At 54.5% G+C, this 17,507-nt stretch carries 16 protein-coding genes and 1 other annotated feature; of the genes, 6 read left to right on the top strand and 10 right to left on the bottom strand.

The window, feature by feature from the left end; all coding sequences use genetic code 11:
• Positions 1-47: 47 nt before the first annotated feature.
• From rplL to ACWVX6_RS03135, 6 genes are all read right to left on the bottom strand, one after another.
• Positions 48-419 (bottom strand): 50S ribosomal protein L7/L12, encoded by a 372-nt coding sequence (gene rplL, locus ACWVX6_RS03160; protein WP_116704748.1) that lies wholly within the window; start codon positions 417-419, stop codon positions 48-50.
• Positions 420-497: 78 nt separating this feature from the next.
• Complete coding sequence (rplJ, locus tag ACWVX6_RS03155; protein WP_110435457.1) at positions 498-1,064, bottom strand: 50S ribosomal protein L10; 567 nt, start codon at positions 1,062-1,064, stop codon at positions 498-500.
• Positions 1,065-1,074: 10 nt separating this feature from the next.
• Positions 1,075-1,242 (bottom strand) — a sequence feature (ribosomal protein L10 leader region).
• Between the two features lie 52 nt (positions 1,243-1,294).
• Positions 1,295-1,672 (bottom strand): hypothetical protein, encoded by a 378-nt coding sequence (locus ACWVX6_RS03150; protein ID WP_117751024.1) that lies wholly within the window; start codon positions 1,670-1,672, stop codon positions 1,295-1,297.
• A gap of 83 nt (positions 1,673-1,755) precedes the next feature.
• Positions 1,756-3,141: a citrate/2-methylcitrate synthase gene (locus ACWVX6_RS03145; protein ID WP_118477979.1), complete on the bottom strand. Its 1,386-nt coding sequence runs from the start codon at positions 3,139-3,141 to the stop codon at positions 1,756-1,758.
• 342 nt (positions 3,142-3,483) lie between these two features.
• Entirely contained in the window at positions 3,484-4,899 is a 1,416-nt protein-coding gene (cysS, locus tag ACWVX6_RS03140; protein ID WP_118645840.1) for a cysteine--tRNA ligase, read from the bottom strand.
• A gap of 696 nt (positions 4,900-5,595) precedes the next feature.
• Positions 5,596-6,516 carry an FUSC family protein gene (locus tag ACWVX6_RS03135; RefSeq protein ID WP_158574620.1) on the bottom strand — a complete coding sequence of 307 codons (921 nt, stop codon included), beginning with the start codon at positions 6,514-6,516 and terminating at the stop codon, positions 5,596-5,598.
• A 682-nt stretch (positions 6,517-7,198) separates the two neighbouring features.
• Between ACWVX6_RS03135 and potA the strand changes: the two genes are divergently transcribed.
• Genes potA through ACWVX6_RS03115 form a run of 4 tightly spaced genes read left to right on the top strand, consistent with a single transcriptional unit; the run spans position 7,199 to position 10,939 of the window.
• Complete coding sequence (potA, locus tag ACWVX6_RS03130; protein ID WP_455152338.1) at positions 7,199-8,251, top strand: spermidine/putrescine ABC transporter ATP-binding protein; 1,053 nt, start codon at positions 7,199-7,201, stop codon at positions 8,249-8,251.
• Positions 8,248-9,099, top strand: a complete 852-nt coding sequence (locus ACWVX6_RS03125; protein ID WP_243022074.1) for an ABC transporter permease — start codon at positions 8,248-8,250, stop codon at positions 9,097-9,099. The genes potA and ACWVX6_RS03125 overlap by 4 nt, the downstream gene beginning before the upstream one ends.
• Complete coding sequence (locus ACWVX6_RS03120; RefSeq protein ID WP_455152337.1) at positions 9,096-9,905, top strand: ABC transporter permease; 810 nt, start codon at positions 9,096-9,098, stop codon at positions 9,903-9,905. The genes ACWVX6_RS03125 and ACWVX6_RS03120 overlap by 4 nt, the downstream gene beginning before the upstream one ends.
• Positions 9,902-10,939: an ABC transporter substrate-binding protein gene (locus tag ACWVX6_RS03115; RefSeq protein WP_455152336.1), complete on the top strand. Its 1,038-nt coding sequence runs from the start codon at positions 9,902-9,904 to the stop codon at positions 10,937-10,939. The genes ACWVX6_RS03120 and ACWVX6_RS03115 overlap by 4 nt, the downstream gene beginning before the upstream one ends.
• A 156-nt stretch (positions 10,940-11,095) precedes the next feature.
• Here ACWVX6_RS03115 and ACWVX6_RS03110 read toward each other — a convergent pair whose 3' ends face one another.
• From ACWVX6_RS03110 to ACWVX6_RS03100, 3 genes are read right to left on the bottom strand one after another with little or no spacing between them, the layout of a single operon-like run.
• Positions 11,096-13,390 carry a xanthine dehydrogenase family protein molybdopterin-binding subunit gene (locus ACWVX6_RS03110; protein ID WP_455152335.1) on the bottom strand — a complete coding sequence of 765 codons (2,295 nt, stop codon included), beginning with the start codon at positions 13,388-13,390 and terminating at the stop codon, positions 11,096-11,098.
• On the bottom strand, positions 13,387-13,860 hold the full coding sequence (locus ACWVX6_RS03105; RefSeq protein ID WP_455152334.1) for a (2Fe-2S)-binding protein: 474 nt from the start codon (positions 13,858-13,860) through the stop codon (positions 13,387-13,389). The genes ACWVX6_RS03110 and ACWVX6_RS03105 overlap by 4 nt, the downstream gene beginning before the upstream one ends.
• A 14-nt stretch (positions 13,861-13,874) precedes the next feature.
• Positions 13,875-14,639, bottom strand: a complete 765-nt coding sequence (locus ACWVX6_RS03100; RefSeq protein WP_455152333.1) for an FAD binding domain-containing protein — start codon at positions 14,637-14,639, stop codon at positions 13,875-13,877.
• A 138-nt stretch (positions 14,640-14,777) separates the two neighbouring features.
• Here ACWVX6_RS03100 and ACWVX6_RS03095 point away from each other — a divergent pair, with 138 nt between their 5' ends.
• Together ACWVX6_RS03095 and ACWVX6_RS03090 are read left to right on the top strand one after the other, a co-directional pair.
• Entirely contained in the window at positions 14,778-15,191 is a 414-nt protein-coding gene (locus ACWVX6_RS03095) for a winged helix-turn-helix domain-containing protein (RefSeq protein WP_455152332.1), read from the top strand.
• Positions 15,136-15,726 (top strand): nucleotidyltransferase family protein, encoded by a 591-nt coding sequence (locus ACWVX6_RS03090; protein ID WP_455152331.1) that lies wholly within the window; start codon positions 15,136-15,138, stop codon positions 15,724-15,726. The genes ACWVX6_RS03095 and ACWVX6_RS03090 overlap by 56 nt, the downstream gene beginning before the upstream one ends.
• A gap of 226 nt (positions 15,727-15,952) precedes the next feature.
• On the opposite strand, the gene ACWVX6_RS03085 is transcribed toward ACWVX6_RS03090, so the two are convergent.
• The gene (locus ACWVX6_RS03085) at positions 15,953-17,353 is read right to left on the bottom strand and encodes a uracil-xanthine permease family protein (RefSeq protein ID WP_117488144.1); all 1,401 of its coding nucleotides are present in this window, start codon (positions 17,351-17,353) and stop codon (positions 15,953-15,955) included.
• Positions 17,354-17,507: the final 154 nt, after the last annotated feature.

The following is a 17,507-nucleotide window of genomic DNA, read 5'->3' as shown; positions in this document are numbered from 1 at the left end:
GTCTTTGGAATTGCTTGATTGCAAGCAGTTGGTTCGGTAAGGAAACCTTACTTCAGCTCAACCTTAGCGCCAGCAGCCTCGAGCTTCTCCTTGATCTCGTTAGCCTCAGCCTCCGGAGCAGCCTCCTTGATGGTCTGCGGAGCGGTGTCAACCTTCTCCTTAGCTTCCTTCAGGCCCAGGCCAGTGATCTCGCGAACAGCCTTGATAACGTTGATCTTGGAAGAGCCAGCGTCAACCAGAACTACGTCGAAGTCGGTCTTAGCGTCAGCAGCAGCTGCGCCGTCGCCGCCTGCTACAGCACCTGCAACAGCTACCGGCGTAGCGGATACACCAAATTCTTCCTCGAGAGCCTTTACCAGCTCAGAGAGCTCCATAACCTTGAGCTCTTTTACAGCTTCCATAATCTCAGCAACAGTCATGGGATTAAACCTCCAATTTTAGATAATTTTTAAGTTAAAATGTGTTCCTGACCGAATAAATCAGTCAGTGCGGGGAAATTACTCAGCAGCTTCTTCTGCTGCAGCTTCCTTCGGGGCTACCAGTTCAGCAACCTTCATTTCCTCATTGCCCTCTGCCTTCTTAACGATAGCATCGCAAGCAATAGCGAGCTGCATAATGGGGTAGTTGAAGCTGTACAGTACCTGAGCGATAAGGGTTTCCTTGCTCGGCATAGCAGCCAGCTTCTTGACCTCGTCCTCACCGATGGCCTTACCTTCCAGGTAACCAGCCTTCAGGGTGAAGTTCTCGTGGGTCTTAGCAAAGTCAGCCAGGATCTTCGCCGGAGCGACAACGTCGTCGGTGGTGGAGATTGCCAGAGCGGTGGTACCGTGCAGGCACGCATCCAGCTCGTCAAAACCCAGTTCCTTAGCTGCAAAGCGGATCAGAGTGTTCTTGATGACAGCATACTCAACGCCAGCTTCACGGAGCTGCTTGCGGAGCTTGGTATCATCCTCTACGTTGATGCCCTTGTAGTCGACCAGTACACCTGCCGGAGAATTCTTGATCTTCTCTACCAGGGAAGCGACCAGAGCCTTCTTCTCTTCCAGAATCTTTGCGTTCGGCATCATTTTCACCTCCTGTAAAATAAAAGTACCCTCCCGGTTCAAAGACACAGGGAGGGTACACAGAAAACATAATCAAATATGATAATAAACATGTCTGTGTTGACCTCGGCGGGCGGCGAACAAATCGCCATTTAAGCCTTGCGGCGCCAGCTGTCTTTGACCAAGCTCATTTAGTATAACGCATACAGAGCGGGTTGTCAACACTTTTTTCAAAAAAAATTTATCAAATATCAGTTCTTTAGGATTAGCGGTGCGAAACCGGCTTTCGCTGTCCCCTGTTCCGCAGCATCAGCAGGGATACTGCCATCGTTTTCGACTGTAAGGGTAAATTCATCGCCGCACATAAGCCGTTCAACGAGATCGTCCGATACATATTCCTCCGGAGACGCAGCACTGGCCAGTGAAATAATATGAGATTCAAAGGAATGTTCCTCAATAGTCACCAGAATGGTTTCCTGCTTTATAAATCTGTTATACAGCGATTGGATGTGCTCCTTGAACGCCAGGTTCACTTCCGCATTCACCTTAAAATATATAATAATGCGGTTTTCTTTATAAGATACCTGCGCATCTGTTAATAGGATATCTGCTAAGCTGAGCATTCCCATATAATTATCCTCTGCACAATATAAATAGAGCGGAGAGCACTATACCCTCCACTCCAATTACTAACTGCTAATTTAATTAAAAATCAGTCGTTGATCGGACCGTCATTCCGCTCATCAATATTAACATACTCGATATTCTTCGCAACAGGCTTATACGCCGGACGGATGATCTTACCGCCGGTGGTAACTTCCTCAAGGCGGTGTGCCATCCAGCCGACGATACGCGCGGTAGCGAACAGCGGCGTATACAGCGACTTGGGCAGTCCGAGCATTTTGTAAACAAAGCCGGAGTACATATCAACATTTGCGCACATCGGCTTGTCGCTGCCCTTGATTTCGGCAAAGACACCCGGCGTCAGCTTTTCTACCAGCTCGATCAGGTCCATTTCGTCCGAATAGCCGGTCTTTTCCGCCAGCGGACGAGCAGCCTTTTTCAGTGCAACGGCACGCGGGTCGCTCAAGGTGTAAATCGCATGGCCCATGCCGTAGATCAAGCCGGAGCCGTCGCCTGCTTCCTTATTCAGAATCTTGCGCAGATAATTGCCGACCTCGGTCTCGTCCTTCCAGTTGTGGATATTCTCCTTCATCTCCTCAAACTGCTTGACGACGCGCAGGTTTGCACCGCCGTGGCGCGGGCCCTTCAGCGAGGAAACCGCAGCCGCGATCGCCGAATAGGTATCCGTACCGGACGAAGAAGTAACACGCACGGTGAAAGACGAGTTGTTGCCGCCGCCATGCTCGGCGTGCAGGATCAGACAGCGGTCAAGCAGCTTAGCCTCGTCATCGTTGAATTCGCCGGTCGGACGGATGAGGTGCAGAATATTCTCTGCAGTCGAACGGTTCGAATCCGGCACATGCAGGAACATGGAATCATTATCAAAGTAGCGGCGTTTTGCCTGATACGCGTGCGAAATGATAACCGGGAACTTAGCCATCAGGCTGATGCCCTGACGCATGATGTTCTCGACCGTGGTTTCATCCGGGTTCGCATCATAGGAATACAGTGCCAGCGTTGCGCTTGCCAGCTTGTTCATGATGTCGCGGCTCGGCGCACGCATGATCATATCCTCGGTGAAGTTGTCCGGCAGGGCACGCTCCAGACCAATGGTATGCTGAAATTCCGCCAACTGACGGCGGCTCGGCAGCTTGCCGCACATAAGCAGATAACCGATCTCCTCAAAGCCGAAGCGGTTTTCTTGCTCCAGACCGTGAATCAGGTCATATACATTATATCCGCGATAGGTCAGGCGGCCTTCGATCGGCTCACGCTCGCCCTCGTTGACGATATAACCGTGTACATTGCCCAGATGAGAAGCACCGACCAGAACACCGGTACCGTCCGCGTTACGCAAGCCGCGCTTGATGCGGTAGCGCGTAAACAGATCGGGTGGGAGCTGGTTGTGCATACGAAAGCTCTCACTCAGTTCATGCAAAAGTTCTTCCTTTACATAATCAGGCTGAATCGTCATTCCGCCTTCTCCTTTCCGTCCCAATAAATTAGATAATGAATATATTGTACCGCAATCCTGCAAAAATGTCAATCAACGACACTTGTATAAACCGACAAAAACCGCTTTTTTGCAGGTTTTCCGCTTGTTCATCCTGATATCACGCAAGATTTTTATTTGCAGCGTGCAAAGATTTTATCAATTTGAAGCGAAAAAGTCGCCTGCAGTGTTGCCTTAGCACCGGTTGACCGGTACACGCGGGCTGCGTCAGCAAGATGCCCTGCCAGTGCGGAAACACGCAAAAAGTCCTCTATCCACACACGAACAGAGGACTTTCTCTATCAAATAGTCAGGATTTGCGATTTAATTGCGGCTCCACTGCGTGCCCTGACGGGTATCCTTAATGGTAACGCCCATATCAGCCAGCACACCGCGGATACGGTCTGCCTCAGCGAAGTTCTTCTCCTTCTTAGCTGCGGCGCGCTGCGCGATCAGCTCCTCAATCTTCTCTGCGTCCGGATCAACCGCATCGTCACGGTTCTGCACCAGATTGAGCACACCGGTCAGCTCCATGAACAGGTCATGCGCTGCGGTCAGGAATGCCTTAGTTGCGTCCTGATGCGAGCCGTTGTACGCGTTGATCTCGCGGGTCAGCTCGAAGATGGCGGACAGTGCGTCTGCGGTGTTCAGGTCGTCGTCCATTGCGTCGATGAACTTCTGCTTGTAGCCCTTCAGAGCCTCCAGCTTCTCGGTCTCCTCGGCGGTCATGGTGTCGCCGGATGCCTTCTCGATGCGGAACTCCATATTATTGCGGGCCTCGTACAGACGGGCAAGGGAGGCCTTGTTCATCTCAAGCGACTCAGCGGAGTAGTTAAGCGGAGTGCGGTAGTGCGCGCTCAGCATAAACATGCGGATGGTCTCATAGCCGAACTGCTTTGCTGCGTCGCGGACCATGAAGAAGTTGCCCTTGGACTTGGACATTTTCTCATTGTCGATGGTCAGGAAGCCGTTGTGCAGCCAATAATGCGCAAAGGTGCAGCCGTTTGCACACTCGGACTGTGCGATCTCGTTCTCGTGATGCGGGAAAATCAGATCAAGACCGCCGGAATGGATGTCGATGGTCTTGCCGAGGTACTTGTTCGCCATAGCCGAGCACTCAATATGCCAGCCCGGGCGGCCCTTGCTGCCCCACGGCGTATCCCAAGCCGGCTCACCCGGCTTTGCAGCCTTCCAGACCGCGAAGTCCATCGGATCCTCCTTGACCTCACCGACAGAAATGCGGGCACCGGCCTGCAGCTCCTCCATCGGCTGGTGGCACAGCTTGCCATACTCGGGGAAGGACTTGGTGCGGAAGTATACGTCGCCGTTCTCAGCAACATAAGCGTGACCGTTCTCGATCAGGCGCTCAACAATATCAATAATAGCGTCCATGGTCTCGGTCGCACGCGGGTGCACGGTCGCCTTCTTGACGCCCAGACCCTGTGCATCAACGAAATATTCCTTAATATAACGCTCAGCGATGGTGTTGAAGTCCACGCCTTCCTCGTTCGCCTTGTTGATTACCTTGTCGTCAATGTCGGTGAAGTTCTGAACGAACTCAACCTTGTAGCCGCGGTACTCGAAGTAACGGCGCAGCAGATCGAAAATGATGAACGGACGTGCGTTGCCGACATGGAAATAGTTGTATACCGTCGGACCGCAGGAATACATCTTTACCTCGCCCGGCGTGATCGGAACGAATTCCTCCTTCTGACGGGTCAGCGTGTTGTAGAGTTTCATGATTTTTATCTCCTTTTGATGGTTTTCAGGAAAGCTATGCGGAGTTTCGGGAATAAAAAAAGCCTCCCAGGGGATATTCTTCCCTCGGGAGGCGTACAAACGCGGTTCCACTCCGATTTTTCGCTCGTGCAGTGCGGTAACGGGCACTTTCCGCAGGGCGTTTGACCCTGTTGCTCGGCAGGCGCACTTCACCGTTTCCCGCGCAAAGCCCTTTCAGCCGAGGAGCTTCTCTCTTTCGCGCAAGGCGAGCCGGTTACTTTTCCTGCGTCATCGCATAAATAACGATTATAATGATTTTATTATAACCATTTTGTGAGGAGAAGTCAAGCCGACCGGTGCAGAAGGCGTTCTTACCTGTTCACCTATATAGACAAAGTTCGACAATTCATGCTATAATGAACTCGTGGAATACTTGTCATTCCACAGGACGCTGTTGCAACGGCGGTCAGCCCTTCTCCCTCCCCACAGTCTGTGGGTGAAAGGAGGTGAGCGCAGATGAAGAGGAAAGCACTCCAGCTTTTTATTTGTGCGGTCATCGTACTGTACATCTTCTTTATAAAAGCGCGATGACCGTCCGGCGGCCACCGAACGGTCATCAAAAAAGTTGACCAAGTAAAGGGCTGACTGCTAAAACAGCGTCCTTTTTGTACCTTTATTATACGCGCCTGACCGCTCATTTGTCAAGACACACTCGCCCTACACATGATGAAACGCGGTCAGAAAATCATACGCATCGAGCAGATTGCCGATATGAAAATCCATAACCTGTGCATCCACCGGCGAGCACCGGCAGTAATCCTTAAGGTTTTCCGGCGCGGTAAGACCATGTGCCTCCAATCGCTCTATACTCTCCTCTCCGGGTGCCGGATTGGAGTCCATATTGCACAGCGCCGCCAGCTCACCGCACATTTTGGCAAGCAGCTGCTCGCAGCCGCGCAGATAGGCGGCCTCCTGCCGTCGGGCGGCAACACGCACGGCATGCTGCCACAGCGCTACCGGCTGCTTCTCGAAAATACGCAGCTCGGACGCAAGCGAGGTCATTTTCTCAGTCAGCGGCGTCAGATCCGGATAACGATGCTCGAGCACACGCGACTGCAGCAGCGGCAGAAACATTTTCTGAATCTCATCCATCGTATTGATGATCTTCTGGCGGTTGTTATACGGCCGAATCACCACATTGACGAGCAGCGCCACCACCAGACCGACCAGTGTATCCGTGAAGCGGTGGAAGCCATACACGATTGAATCTCCGCCGGTATACAGGCACACATCCGCAAACACGATGCTCGCCAGCGGAATCGCAAAATTCAGCTTGAGACCGATACACAGCGAAATCACACACAGCACGCCGAGCGCCATCCACACGAAAAACGTTGGATTGGGCAGCACGGTAACAAACACACATGCGATCAGATAGCCCAGAAATGTACCCGCTATCTGATTGAGGCTCTCCTTGAGTGAATCCACCCAGGTACGGCTCATCACCGAAATTGCACCGATGGCTGCAAAAATAGGCAGGCTGGAACCCAGCACCATCGCCAGTGCAAGCGCCAGACCGACCGATACCGCAGTCTTGATGGCGCGCTGACCTACCCGAAACCGTTTGATAAACTGCAACGTCCTATCCCCTTTACCCCTGAATACCGTATGTTTTTAAGTGTACCACATTCTATCGGTAAAAGCCAACACAATCCTGTCACACAAAGAAAAAGGCTTCCCGGCCATCTGTTCCGGGAAGCCTTTATAAATTCGGTTTGATTACCGCTTACTTAGCAGTGCGCTCTGCCTTGCGAGCCTTAGAGAAAGAACGGCCGTTATCCAGCTCCATCATGCGTGCGCTTACCAGACCATTAAAGAAACCCTTCATCATGATATATACAACTCCTTAAAAGTTAATGACTAAATTACGTTTTTGTGTTTGGATCATTTCCTGATCACAGGTATTATAATACACGATAACCGCCTCTGTTACAAGAGCCATATTTTATGAACCTTCACCAATCAAAGCGCCATCTTTTTGTGCATATTTAACAGTGTCCGTTTGCGAAGTGTACAAATTAAACCATTTCAGCTTGTATGTTTTACATAACAAAGCTGGCAAATCCTCCAAATCGAGCATCCTCCCCTCGAATTTCCCTGCTTTTTGCGAGCAGAATCTGCGTATCACCTTGACTTTTATGGCATTTCCCTATACTATTATATGATAAAAATTTATTTGCTACAATATATAGCGCGACCCCAAACCGAGCCTGACCCGCTCGGTTTGGGGCTGCTACCTGTTTGGGGAGAGTGATGAGGATTGAATCAAAATCTGGTCGATCTGCAAAACCTGAAAAAAGAATTTGACGGAACGCCTGTGCTGCGCGGCATTTCGCTGTCCATCAAGCGCCGCGAGTTCGTGACCCTGCTCGGTCCGTCCGGCTGCGGCAAAACGACCACACTGCGCATCATCGGCGGCTTTGAGCAGCCGGATTCCGGCGATGTGTTCTTCGACGGCAAGCGCCTGAACGATGTTCCGCCGTATCAGCGCGAGATCAACACCGTATTCCAGCGTTATGCGCTGTTCCCGCACCTGAATGTTGCGGAGAATATTGCATTCGGTCTGCACATCAAAAAGCTGGACCGCGCAGATATCAAGCGCAAAACCGCAGAAATGCTCGAGCTGGTTGGTCTGCGCGGCTTTGAAAACCGCGATGTGACCAGCCTTTCCGGCGGCCAGCAGCAGCGTGTCGCCATCGCGCGTGCGCTGGTGTGCGAACCGCGTGTGCTGCTGCTCGACGAGCCGCTCGGCGCGCTCGACCTCAAGCTGCGCAAGGACATGCAAATCGAGCTGAAGCGTATTCAGCAGCGCACCGGCATCACCTTTATCTACGTCACCCACGATCAGGAAGAGGCGCTGACGATGAGTGACCGCGTTGTCGTTATGAACCACGGCGTTATCCAGCAGGTCGGCAGCCCGACCGATATCTACAACGAGCCGGTCAACGCCTTTGTTGCGGATTTCATCGGTGAATCCAATATCATTGACGGCGTGATGCTCGAGGACTGCAAGGTCGAGTTCTGCGGCCGCACCTTCGAGTGCGTGGACAAGGGCTTCGAGACGAATACGCCGGTCGATGTTGTTATCCGTCCGGAGGATCTTAAAATCGTTTACGCCGGTGACGGTCTGCTGCAGGGCGTTGTTGAGTCCATCGTATTCAAGGGCGTGCACTACGAGATGATGGTTCGCACTCAGTTCTTCACCTTCATGGTGCATTCCACCATGGCGGAGTCGGTCGGCAAGACGGTCGGTCTGTCCGTCATTCCGTTTGACATCCACATCATGCACAAGAGTGCGGAGGCGCAAGCGTGAAAAAGTCCTTTGCCTATCCCTACGGCGTGTGGCTCGCCGTATTTATCCTTGCACCGATTCTGATGGTCGTGGTCTACGCGTTCCACAATGCGGACGGCGGCTTTACGCTGCATAATTTCAGCTATCTGCCCGGCTACCTGCCGATTTTCGGACGGTCATTCTGGCTGGCGTTTCTCTCTACCGTGGTGTGCCTTGCGCTCGGCTACCCGATGGCGTATCTGATGAGCCGCCTGTCGGCCAGCAAACAGAGCCTTTGCATGATGCTGATTATGCTGCCGATGTGGATAAACTTTCTGCTCCGCACCTACGCATGGATGTCCATTCTGGAGAACAACGGCTTCATCAACCAGTTTTTCCGCTCCATCGGACTTATCTCGTTCCTGCAGAGCCATTTCGGCTATTCGCTGGATTATATTCCGCTCATCAACACGCAGGGCGCGATCGTGCTCGGCATGGTGTACAACTTTCTGCCGTTCATGGTGCTGCCCATCTATACCGTGCTCATCAAGCTCGACCGCAAGCTGATCGAAGCCGCGCAGGACCTCGGCGCGCCGACGCACCTTGTATTCCGCCGCGTCATCTTCCCGCTGAGCATTCCCGGTGTGATTTCCGGCATTACAATGGTATTTGTGCCGTCTGTCTCCACCTTCGTTATTTCGCAGATGCTCGGCAGCGGCAAAAACCTGCTCGTCGGCGACCTTATCGACCTGCAGTTCATGGGCGGTGCGTACAACCCGCACCTCGGCTCGGCAATCGCGCTCGTAATGATCATCCTCATCTTTATCTGTATGTGGATCATGAACAAGTTCGATGACGGCTCCTCCGAGGAAGGAGGTCTGCTGCTGTGAAAAAGTTTTTCAAAAACTTCTATCTGCTGCTGATTTTCCTGTTCCTGTACGCGCCTATCGTTGTGCTGATGATCTTCTCGTTCAACGATTCCAAGTCGCGCCGCCTGTGGAACGGCTTTACCACCCGCTGGTATGTCGAGCTGTTCCGCGATGCGGATATTCTCCATTCGCTGTATGTCACGCTGCTCGTGGCTGTTGCCGCTGCCGCGATTGCAACCGTGCTCGGCACGATTGCCGCCATCGGCATCCACAACATGGGCCGCAGAGCCAAGGCGGCTTACCTGACCGTCAACAACATCCCGATGTCCTCCTCGGATACCATCATGGGCGTGACGTTCATGCTGCTGTTCGCCGCCATAGGTCTGGACAAGGGCTACCTGACCCTTATCCTCGCGCATGTTACGTTCTGCACACCGTATGTCGTTCTCAACGTCATGCCCAAGCTGCGCCAGCTGGATAAAAACGCCTATGAAGCCGCGCTCGACCTCGGCGCTACACCGCATCAGGCGCTCCACAAGGTCATCCTGCCGGAGATTATGCCGGGCATCGTCACGGGCGCTATCATGGCGTTCACCATGTCAATCGACGATTTTGTGGTCTCCTACTTTACCGCCGGCACGACCAGTCAGCCGCTGTCAGTCGTTATCTACTCCATGACGCGCCACCGCATGACACCGAAGATCAACGCCATCTCGACCATTCTGTTTTTGATCGTGCTGGTGCTGCTTATCGTCATCAATGTGCGTCAGTCCCGCGACGAGAAACGCCGCGAAGCCGCCCGCCGGAAAGGAGCGATGCAGCCGTGAAAAAACGTATGCTTTCCCTGCTGCTGTGCGGCGCGATGTGCACCGGACTGCTCTCCGGCTGCGGCAATGCATCCTCGGCGGAGGTGCTCAACGTGTATAACTGGGGCGAGTACATCGACACCGACCTCATCGACCAGTTCGAGAAAGAAACCGGCATCAAGGTTATCTACAACACCTTTGATTCCAATGAAAACCTGTATTCGCGCATCCAGACCACGAGCTACGACGTCATTATCCCGTCCGACTACGCGATTTCGCGCTTTATCGACGAGGATATGCTTCAGCCGCTCAACTACGACCATATTCCGAATATGAAGCTGATCGATGAGAAATACACCCATCTAGACTTCGATCCCGAGCAGAAGTATTCCGTGCCCTACACCTGGGGCGTGGTCGGCATCGTGTACAACACCAAGTACGTTGATAAAGCGGATATCGGCTCGTGGGATCTGCTGTGGAACCCCAAATACACCAACCGCACCGCGATGTTCAACAACTCGCGCGACGCGCTCGGCATCGCGCTGATGTACCTTGGCTATTCGCTCAACACCACCGACAAGGACGAGCTGCGCGAGGCGGCTGACCTTATCATCGCCGGAAAACCGGTATATCAGGGCATCTGGATGGACCAGATTCTCGAAAAACTGCCGAGTGAGGAAATTGTGGCCGCACCGTACTATAATGGCGATGCCGTCACGATGATCGACGAAAATCCCGACCTCGCATTCTACGTTCCGAAGGAGGGCACCAACCTGTTTGTAGATGCCATGTGTATCCCGAAGAACGCGAAGAACGTTTCGGGCGCGGAAAAGTTCATCAACTTCATGTGCTCGACCGAGGCGGCGATGGCAAACTGGGAGTATATCGGCTATTCCAGTCCGCAGACCGAGGTCTATAACGAACTGGACGAGGAAATCACCAGCGACCCGCTGTATTTCCCGGATATTACGCAGTATCCAACTGAGGCGTATACCAATCTGCCGACAGAAATCAACCAGTATTACAACGACCTTTGGGTTGATATTTTAACGTGATTTAATGTGTTTGCCGTAGGGCGTGACGACCTCGGCACGCCGTGTAAACCATCTGCAACCCGTTACAACGGCTCGCCGAGTCGTCGCGCCCTACAGATTTTGACATCTGCGGCAAAGAAAAAGAACGTATCCGATCGGATACGTTCTTTTTTGCACTTACTTTTGCTCCATCGCTGCCATCGCAATCTTTTCCGGCGTGATGGGAAGCTCATAGAACCGCTTGCCTACGGCATTTCGGATTGCATCCGAAATCGCCGGCAGCGGTGTATTGATAACAACCTCGCCGATGGATTTCGCACCGAACGGGCCTTCGCCCTCGTAGCTGTTCTCGAACTCCACGCGGATCTTGCCGATGTCCACGCGTGCGGGAATCTTATACTGGAAAAGCGAATTCTCCATCGGATAGCCGCGGTCATCGTAGGTAACGCTCTCGGTCAGCGTCATGCCGATGCCCTGCGCAATGCCGCCCTCGGCCTGCACGCGCGTCAGGTTCGGGTTGATGGGCGTACCGCAGTCCACTGCCGCAGCGTAATCCAGCAGGGTTACCTCGCCGGTTTCGGTATCCACCTCGATCTCAGCCGCACCGACCATATACGGCGGAGGCGAAATCTCGGACGAATGCGTAACCGTCGCCTGCAGCTCGATGCTGTTGCCGTTCATGGAAGCCGTCGCAATATCACTCAGGCTAATGGTCTTGCCTGCGTTCTCGCCTTCCTCTACGCGGACTTCCCTGCCGTCGAAGCTGACCTGCTCCTTATCGCAGCCGAGCAGCTTTGCGCCGAGCGCACAGATTTTGCCGCGCAGCTCGAGCGCGCACTTCTCGGTCGCCTTGCCGGTGACATAGATTGTACTCGATGCATACGAGCCGGAATCATACGGCGACCAGTCGGTGTCCGCACTCAGCGTGGTAATGTTGTCAAGCGGACACTCAAGCACCTCTGCCGCGATCTGCGCAAGCGTGGTATCACAGCCGGTGCCCATGTCAGCCGCACCGATGAGCAGCGTGTAAAATCCCTCATCGTTGACCTTGAGCGTCGCACTGCCGACGTCCATGCTCGTGATGCCCGAGCCCTGCATCGCCATGCCCATGCCGACCGCACGAATCTTGCCGTTTCCCATGTCCCGGCACGGATACTTGTTATCCCAGTCGATCATGTCGTGCACGCGCGCCAGACAGCGGTCGAGCGCACAGCTTGTGTTCAGCTGACCGTAGTACGCGGGCATGATCTCACCCTCGTGCGTAATATTCATCTCACGGATTTTGAACGGGTCCATGCCGAGGATGTTCGCCAGCTCGTTCACCGCGCTCTCCACCGCGAACAGGCCCTGCGTTGCGCCGTAGCCACGGTACGCGCCCGCCGACATGTGATTGGTGTACACAACGTCACTCGTAAAGCGGAATGCCTCGGCCTTGCCGTACAGCGGAATCGACTTATGACCGGACAGACCGACCGTTGTCGGGCCGTGCTCACCGTAAGCGCCGGTGTTGGACAGCGTGTACAGGTCGATGCCGCGCACGATGCCGTCCTTGTTTGCGCCCAGACGGACGTGCATTTCCATCTCGTGGCGCGGCGAAGATGCAATCTGGCTCTCCACGCGGCTGAAGATGATCTTGGACGGCTTTTTCGTCATCCAGGTGACAAACGCCGGATACACTGCGCTGACCGCGGTCTGCTTGGCGCCGAAACCGCCGCCGATGCGCGGCTTGGTGACGCGCACCTTGCTTTTCGGGATATGCAGCGCGTTCGCCACGATTCGGCGGGTGTGGAACACGATCTGCGTCGAGCTGATGATATGCAGGCGGCCGTAGGTGTCAATCTCGCAGTAGGTGCGGAAGGTTTCCATCATCGCCTGCTGGCATGCCTGCGTGTGATACACGCGGTCGATAACAACATCGCAGTTCGCGAGGACCGCATCAATATCGCCGTTGCCGCATTCATCGTGCGCGCACAGGTTGCGCTTGTTGTCCGCGCCGACCGGCGCAAGGCTCTCCCAGTTGTCCTCCGGATGCACGAGCACCGGATTGTCCTTTGCCGTGTGGAAATCGAGCACCGGTTCGAGCACCTCGTACTCCACCTTGACCAGCTTCATCGCCTTATCCACGCATTTTTCGTCCGCACCGGCAAGGATGGCAACCACATCACCGACAAAGCGCACATGACGGTCGATAACAAGGCGGTCATATGGACTGGCCTCCGGATAAGTCTGACCGGCCTGCGTATAGCGGCGGCCGTCCTGATCGACATCCTCCCAAGTGAAGATGGCCTCCATGCCGGGGACTTTCATCGCGGCGGTCTTGTTGATAGACTTGACGATGGCGTTCGCGTGCGGCGAGCGCAGCAGCTTGACGCACAGGCAGTCGCGCGGCGTTACATCGTCCACATACACCGGCTGACCGGTCACAAGCTGCATTGCATCCTTTTTACGGAGCGGCTGATTGACTACCTTCACTGTGCGTCCTCCTCTCTCTGCTTTTTCCAGTCGAGATATGCGCGGATGCCGCGCAGCTGTCCCTCATACCCCGAGCAGCGGCACAGATTGCCCGCCAGATATTCCTTGATCTCCTCGTCGGTCGGGTCCTGCTTTTCGCGGAACAGCGCGATCGCGTTCATCATAAAGCCGGGATTGCAGAAGCCGCACTGCTCCGCACCCTGATCCGCGATGAACGCACCGAATTCGGCGGCTTCGCCCTGCAAGCCCTCCAAGGTCGTGATATTGTGCCCGCTTGCGCGCGCTGCCAGCACCGAGCAGGACAGCACGGGCTTTTCGTCCATAAATACGGTGCACAGACCGCAGTTTGCAGTCTCACAGCCGCGCTTGACGCTCAGGCAGCCGTGACCCCGAACGAAATCAATGAGCAGCGTATCCGCCGCGACATCGTCCGTTACCTTTTTTCCGTTCAGTGTGATCGTGATAAGCATTTCTGTCCCCTCCTTTACTGTGCATCGAGCGCCTGCACCGCGCGGCGCACCAGCACACCCGCGAGGTGTCTGCGGTACTCCGCACTGCCGCGCAGGCTGCTGCCGGTCTTGATTTCCGCCTGAACGGCTTCCGCCATCTGCTCCGCCGATTTATCCACAGGCTGTGTATAAATCTGTGCGCGTCCCGGCCGTGCACCGATGGCGAACCGGTAGCCGTTCTCATCCTTGACGGACGCACAGGTCAGCACCGGAATATCGGTCTGGCTGATGCGGACAGACTGGTAATTGAACTTCGCCTTTCGCTTGGGAACGATCACGCGCACCAGAATATCGCGGTCCTTGGGTCTTTCAGCGTACTCGGAAAGCGGCACAATGCCGCCCTTGTACAGCTCTACCTGTGCATCCAGCACGAGGAACATGGTCAGCACATCGGAAAAGCCGAACCGGCTGTACAGGCTGCCGCCGACCGTCGCAAGATTGCGCAGCTGCACGCCGACAATATGGCGCACAGACTCGCGCATAGCGCCGTTCGTGTAGGCTGCCAGACCCTCGTGCAGCTCCAGCGCGCGCAGCGAGGCCATCGCACCGATCCGGAACTCGGTGTCGGTCTCCTCGATGGTGTCCAGTCCCAGACCGGACAGGTCGATTGCCGTGCCGACATTCAGCGTCTCCATTTTGAGCCAGATCATGCCGCCGATTACACGGTTGGACTTTTTCTGGTTGAGCGTATACGCTTCCTCGAGCGACTCGGCTTTTTTGTATTCCCGTATCGTCAACATACGTTATATCCTCTCTCTTTCAGGGGAATGTGTGATCTTTTCAGTATACTACTTTTATTTTACCACAAAATCTGCTATAATGCCGTTGTGAATATCAAAATACAACGGAAAAGAAAAAGTTGTGGGAAAGGAGCCGCCATGCAGCCAAATATCCTCGTGACGCTGTTCGATGAGAACGGCGAACGCTTTTTCGGTGAGGGGCCGTGCCGCCTGCTGCATGCCATCGAGCAGACCGGATCGCTTCGCGCCGCCGCGCAGTCCATGCAGATGGCATACACCAAGGCGCTCGGACTCGTCCGTCATGCCGAGCAGGTGCTCGGTTTTGCGCTCACCGAGCGCAAGATCGGCGGCAAAGGCGGCGGCGGCAGCGTACTTACCGACGAGGCAAAGGAGTTTCTCTATCGCTATGAGCAGTATCGTGACGCCTGCAAACAGGCAGGAAAACAGCTCTATCCGCAGTTTTTCCCCGATGAAAAGCGAAATCGGATGTGTGATCATGGCCTCCGGACTGGCAAAACGGTTTGGCTCCAACAAGCTGCTCGCCGAATTTGACCGAAAACCGCTGCTCTGCCGTGCGTTTGCCGTGACAGCGGGGCTGCACCGCGTGGTCGTTACCCGCTCGACCGAGGTGCAGGCATTGTGTGAGGAATGCGACATTCCTGTCCTGCACCATGCCCTTCCCTTTCGCAGCGACACCGTGCGGCTTGGACTGGAGTGCCTGCTGCCGCGGTTTCCTGCCATGTCCGGCTGCGTGTTTCTGCCGGGTGATCAGCCGCTGCTGACGAGGAAAACGCTCGACGGTATGGCTGCGGCATTCTGTGCACAGCCGGAGAAACGATCACGGATTTTTCGTCTATGCGAACCGCAAAGCGGTACGCCGGGCAGTCCCGTGCTGTTCGGCGCGAATTATTTTGAGGAATTGCGTTCTCTTCCCGAAGGCAAGGGCGGCGGCGTAGTTGTCAAACGGCATGCGGAACAGGTTGCGCTGTTTCCCGTAAAGCATCCGGCGGAATTGATGGACGCGGATACGCCGGACGTTCTCGCAAAATTAAAAATGATTTTTCAAAACGATTCATTTTATCGGTGATGCCAACCATTTGATGTGGCATTACATGGGCGCACCTTGTGCGCCCCTACGGTTACGTTTGTGCAGTCGGTTTACACGGTGTGCCGAGGTCGCCGCACCCTGCGGTATCATTTTACGCCTCTCTCAATCGGAATGGCGAATGGTTGACCGTTACAATCATTTTCCATCCTCAATTCTCCATTTGCAGTTAAAAACCCCGGAAAGAACTTCTTTCCGGGGTTTTGCATTATGCTTCGGTTTTCTTATCCTTCGGGAGCACGATATTCAGCAGAATCGCAACAAACGCTGCCGGTACAATACCGGAACCGCCGAAAATCAGCTGAACCGCCTGCGGCGCCTGTGCCAGAATGGTCATATTGGCACCCATGCCGTAGCCGACACCCAGAGCAACCGACACGATGGTCAGATTACGCGGCGTCATCTCCTCCTTGGTGATCAGCTGGATACCGCTGATCACGATGGACGAGAACATCATAACAGCCGCACCGCCGAGCACAGACTGCGGCATAATGGACACGATCGCGCCCAGCTTCGGAATCAGGCCGCACAAAATGAGGAAGATTGCGCCGACGGACAGTGCACCACGGTTGACAACCTTGGTCATGGTAACAAGGCCTACGTTCTGGCTGAACGAGGTGTTCGGCAGTACGCCGAACAGCGCCGCAAACGACGAGCCGATACCGTCGCAGGCTACACCGCCGGACAGCTCCTTGTCGGTTGCCTCACGGCCCATGCCGCCTTCCATAACGCCCGAAATATCGCCGACGGTCTCGACTGCGGTAACAATAAACATAACCAGTACCGGCAGGATGGCGCGCAGATCAAACACCGGCTTTACCGGCATCAGCTTCGGGATGGCAAACCAGCTGGCCTGTGCTACCTTGTCCCAGTTGAGTACCCATGCCTTGGTGAATTCTACACCGTCCGCGTCAACTGCGGTGGTCGGCAGAACCAGACCCATGATGATTGCCGCAATGTAGCCTGCAATAATGCCGACAAAGATCGCGGACGAACCAAGGAAGCCCTTGCAGCCGTGCTTAACGACCAGAATAACCACCAGCACGAACAGCGCCAGCAGCAGATTTTCCATCGAGCCGAAATCCTTCGCAGAGTTGCCGCCGCCGAAGGAATTGATGCCGACCGAGATCAGCGACAGACCGATACTCAGCACGACCGTGCCGGTAACGACCGCCGGGAAAAACTTGCGCAGCGGCTTGAGGAAGAAGCCGAGAACAGTTTCAAACAGACCGCCGAGAATAGACGCGCCCATAATCGCGCCATACGCAATTACACCGCCGCCCATGGTAGCTGCAACGCTGTTGAACACGCCGATAAAGCCCGAGCTTGTACCCATGATGATCGGCACCTTGCCGCCGATCGGGCCGATGGAAAACAGCTGCACCAGCGTTACCACGCCGGCTACGAACATCGCGTTCTGCAGAACGCTTACCTGCAGGTCCGCGAACTCGCCGCCTGCAATGCCGCACGCACCCATAATGATGAGCAGCGGTGTCAGGTTGCCGACGAACATCGCAAAAACGTGCTGCAGTCCCAGCGGAATCTTGCGCGATAGAGGCATTTTTGCCTCAAAATCGTGCGCCGCGTCCATAGAAATTTTCTCTTGCATACCCACACTCCTTTGTGTTGTCCTGTAAAGTGCCGTGCCATTCATTCCCCTTAGCAAAACACTTTCTGATTTCATGCAAATAAATTATAACAAAAACAAATTCCTATGTAAATGGATTGCGCGGACAGCCGCAGGATTTTGGAGGTATGCGCAA

It is taken from the genome of Butyricicoccus sp., assembly GCF_977037065.1.
The sequence above is the reverse complement of the archived record's forward strand: the minus strand, read 5'-3'. Positions and strand labels throughout refer to the sequence as shown.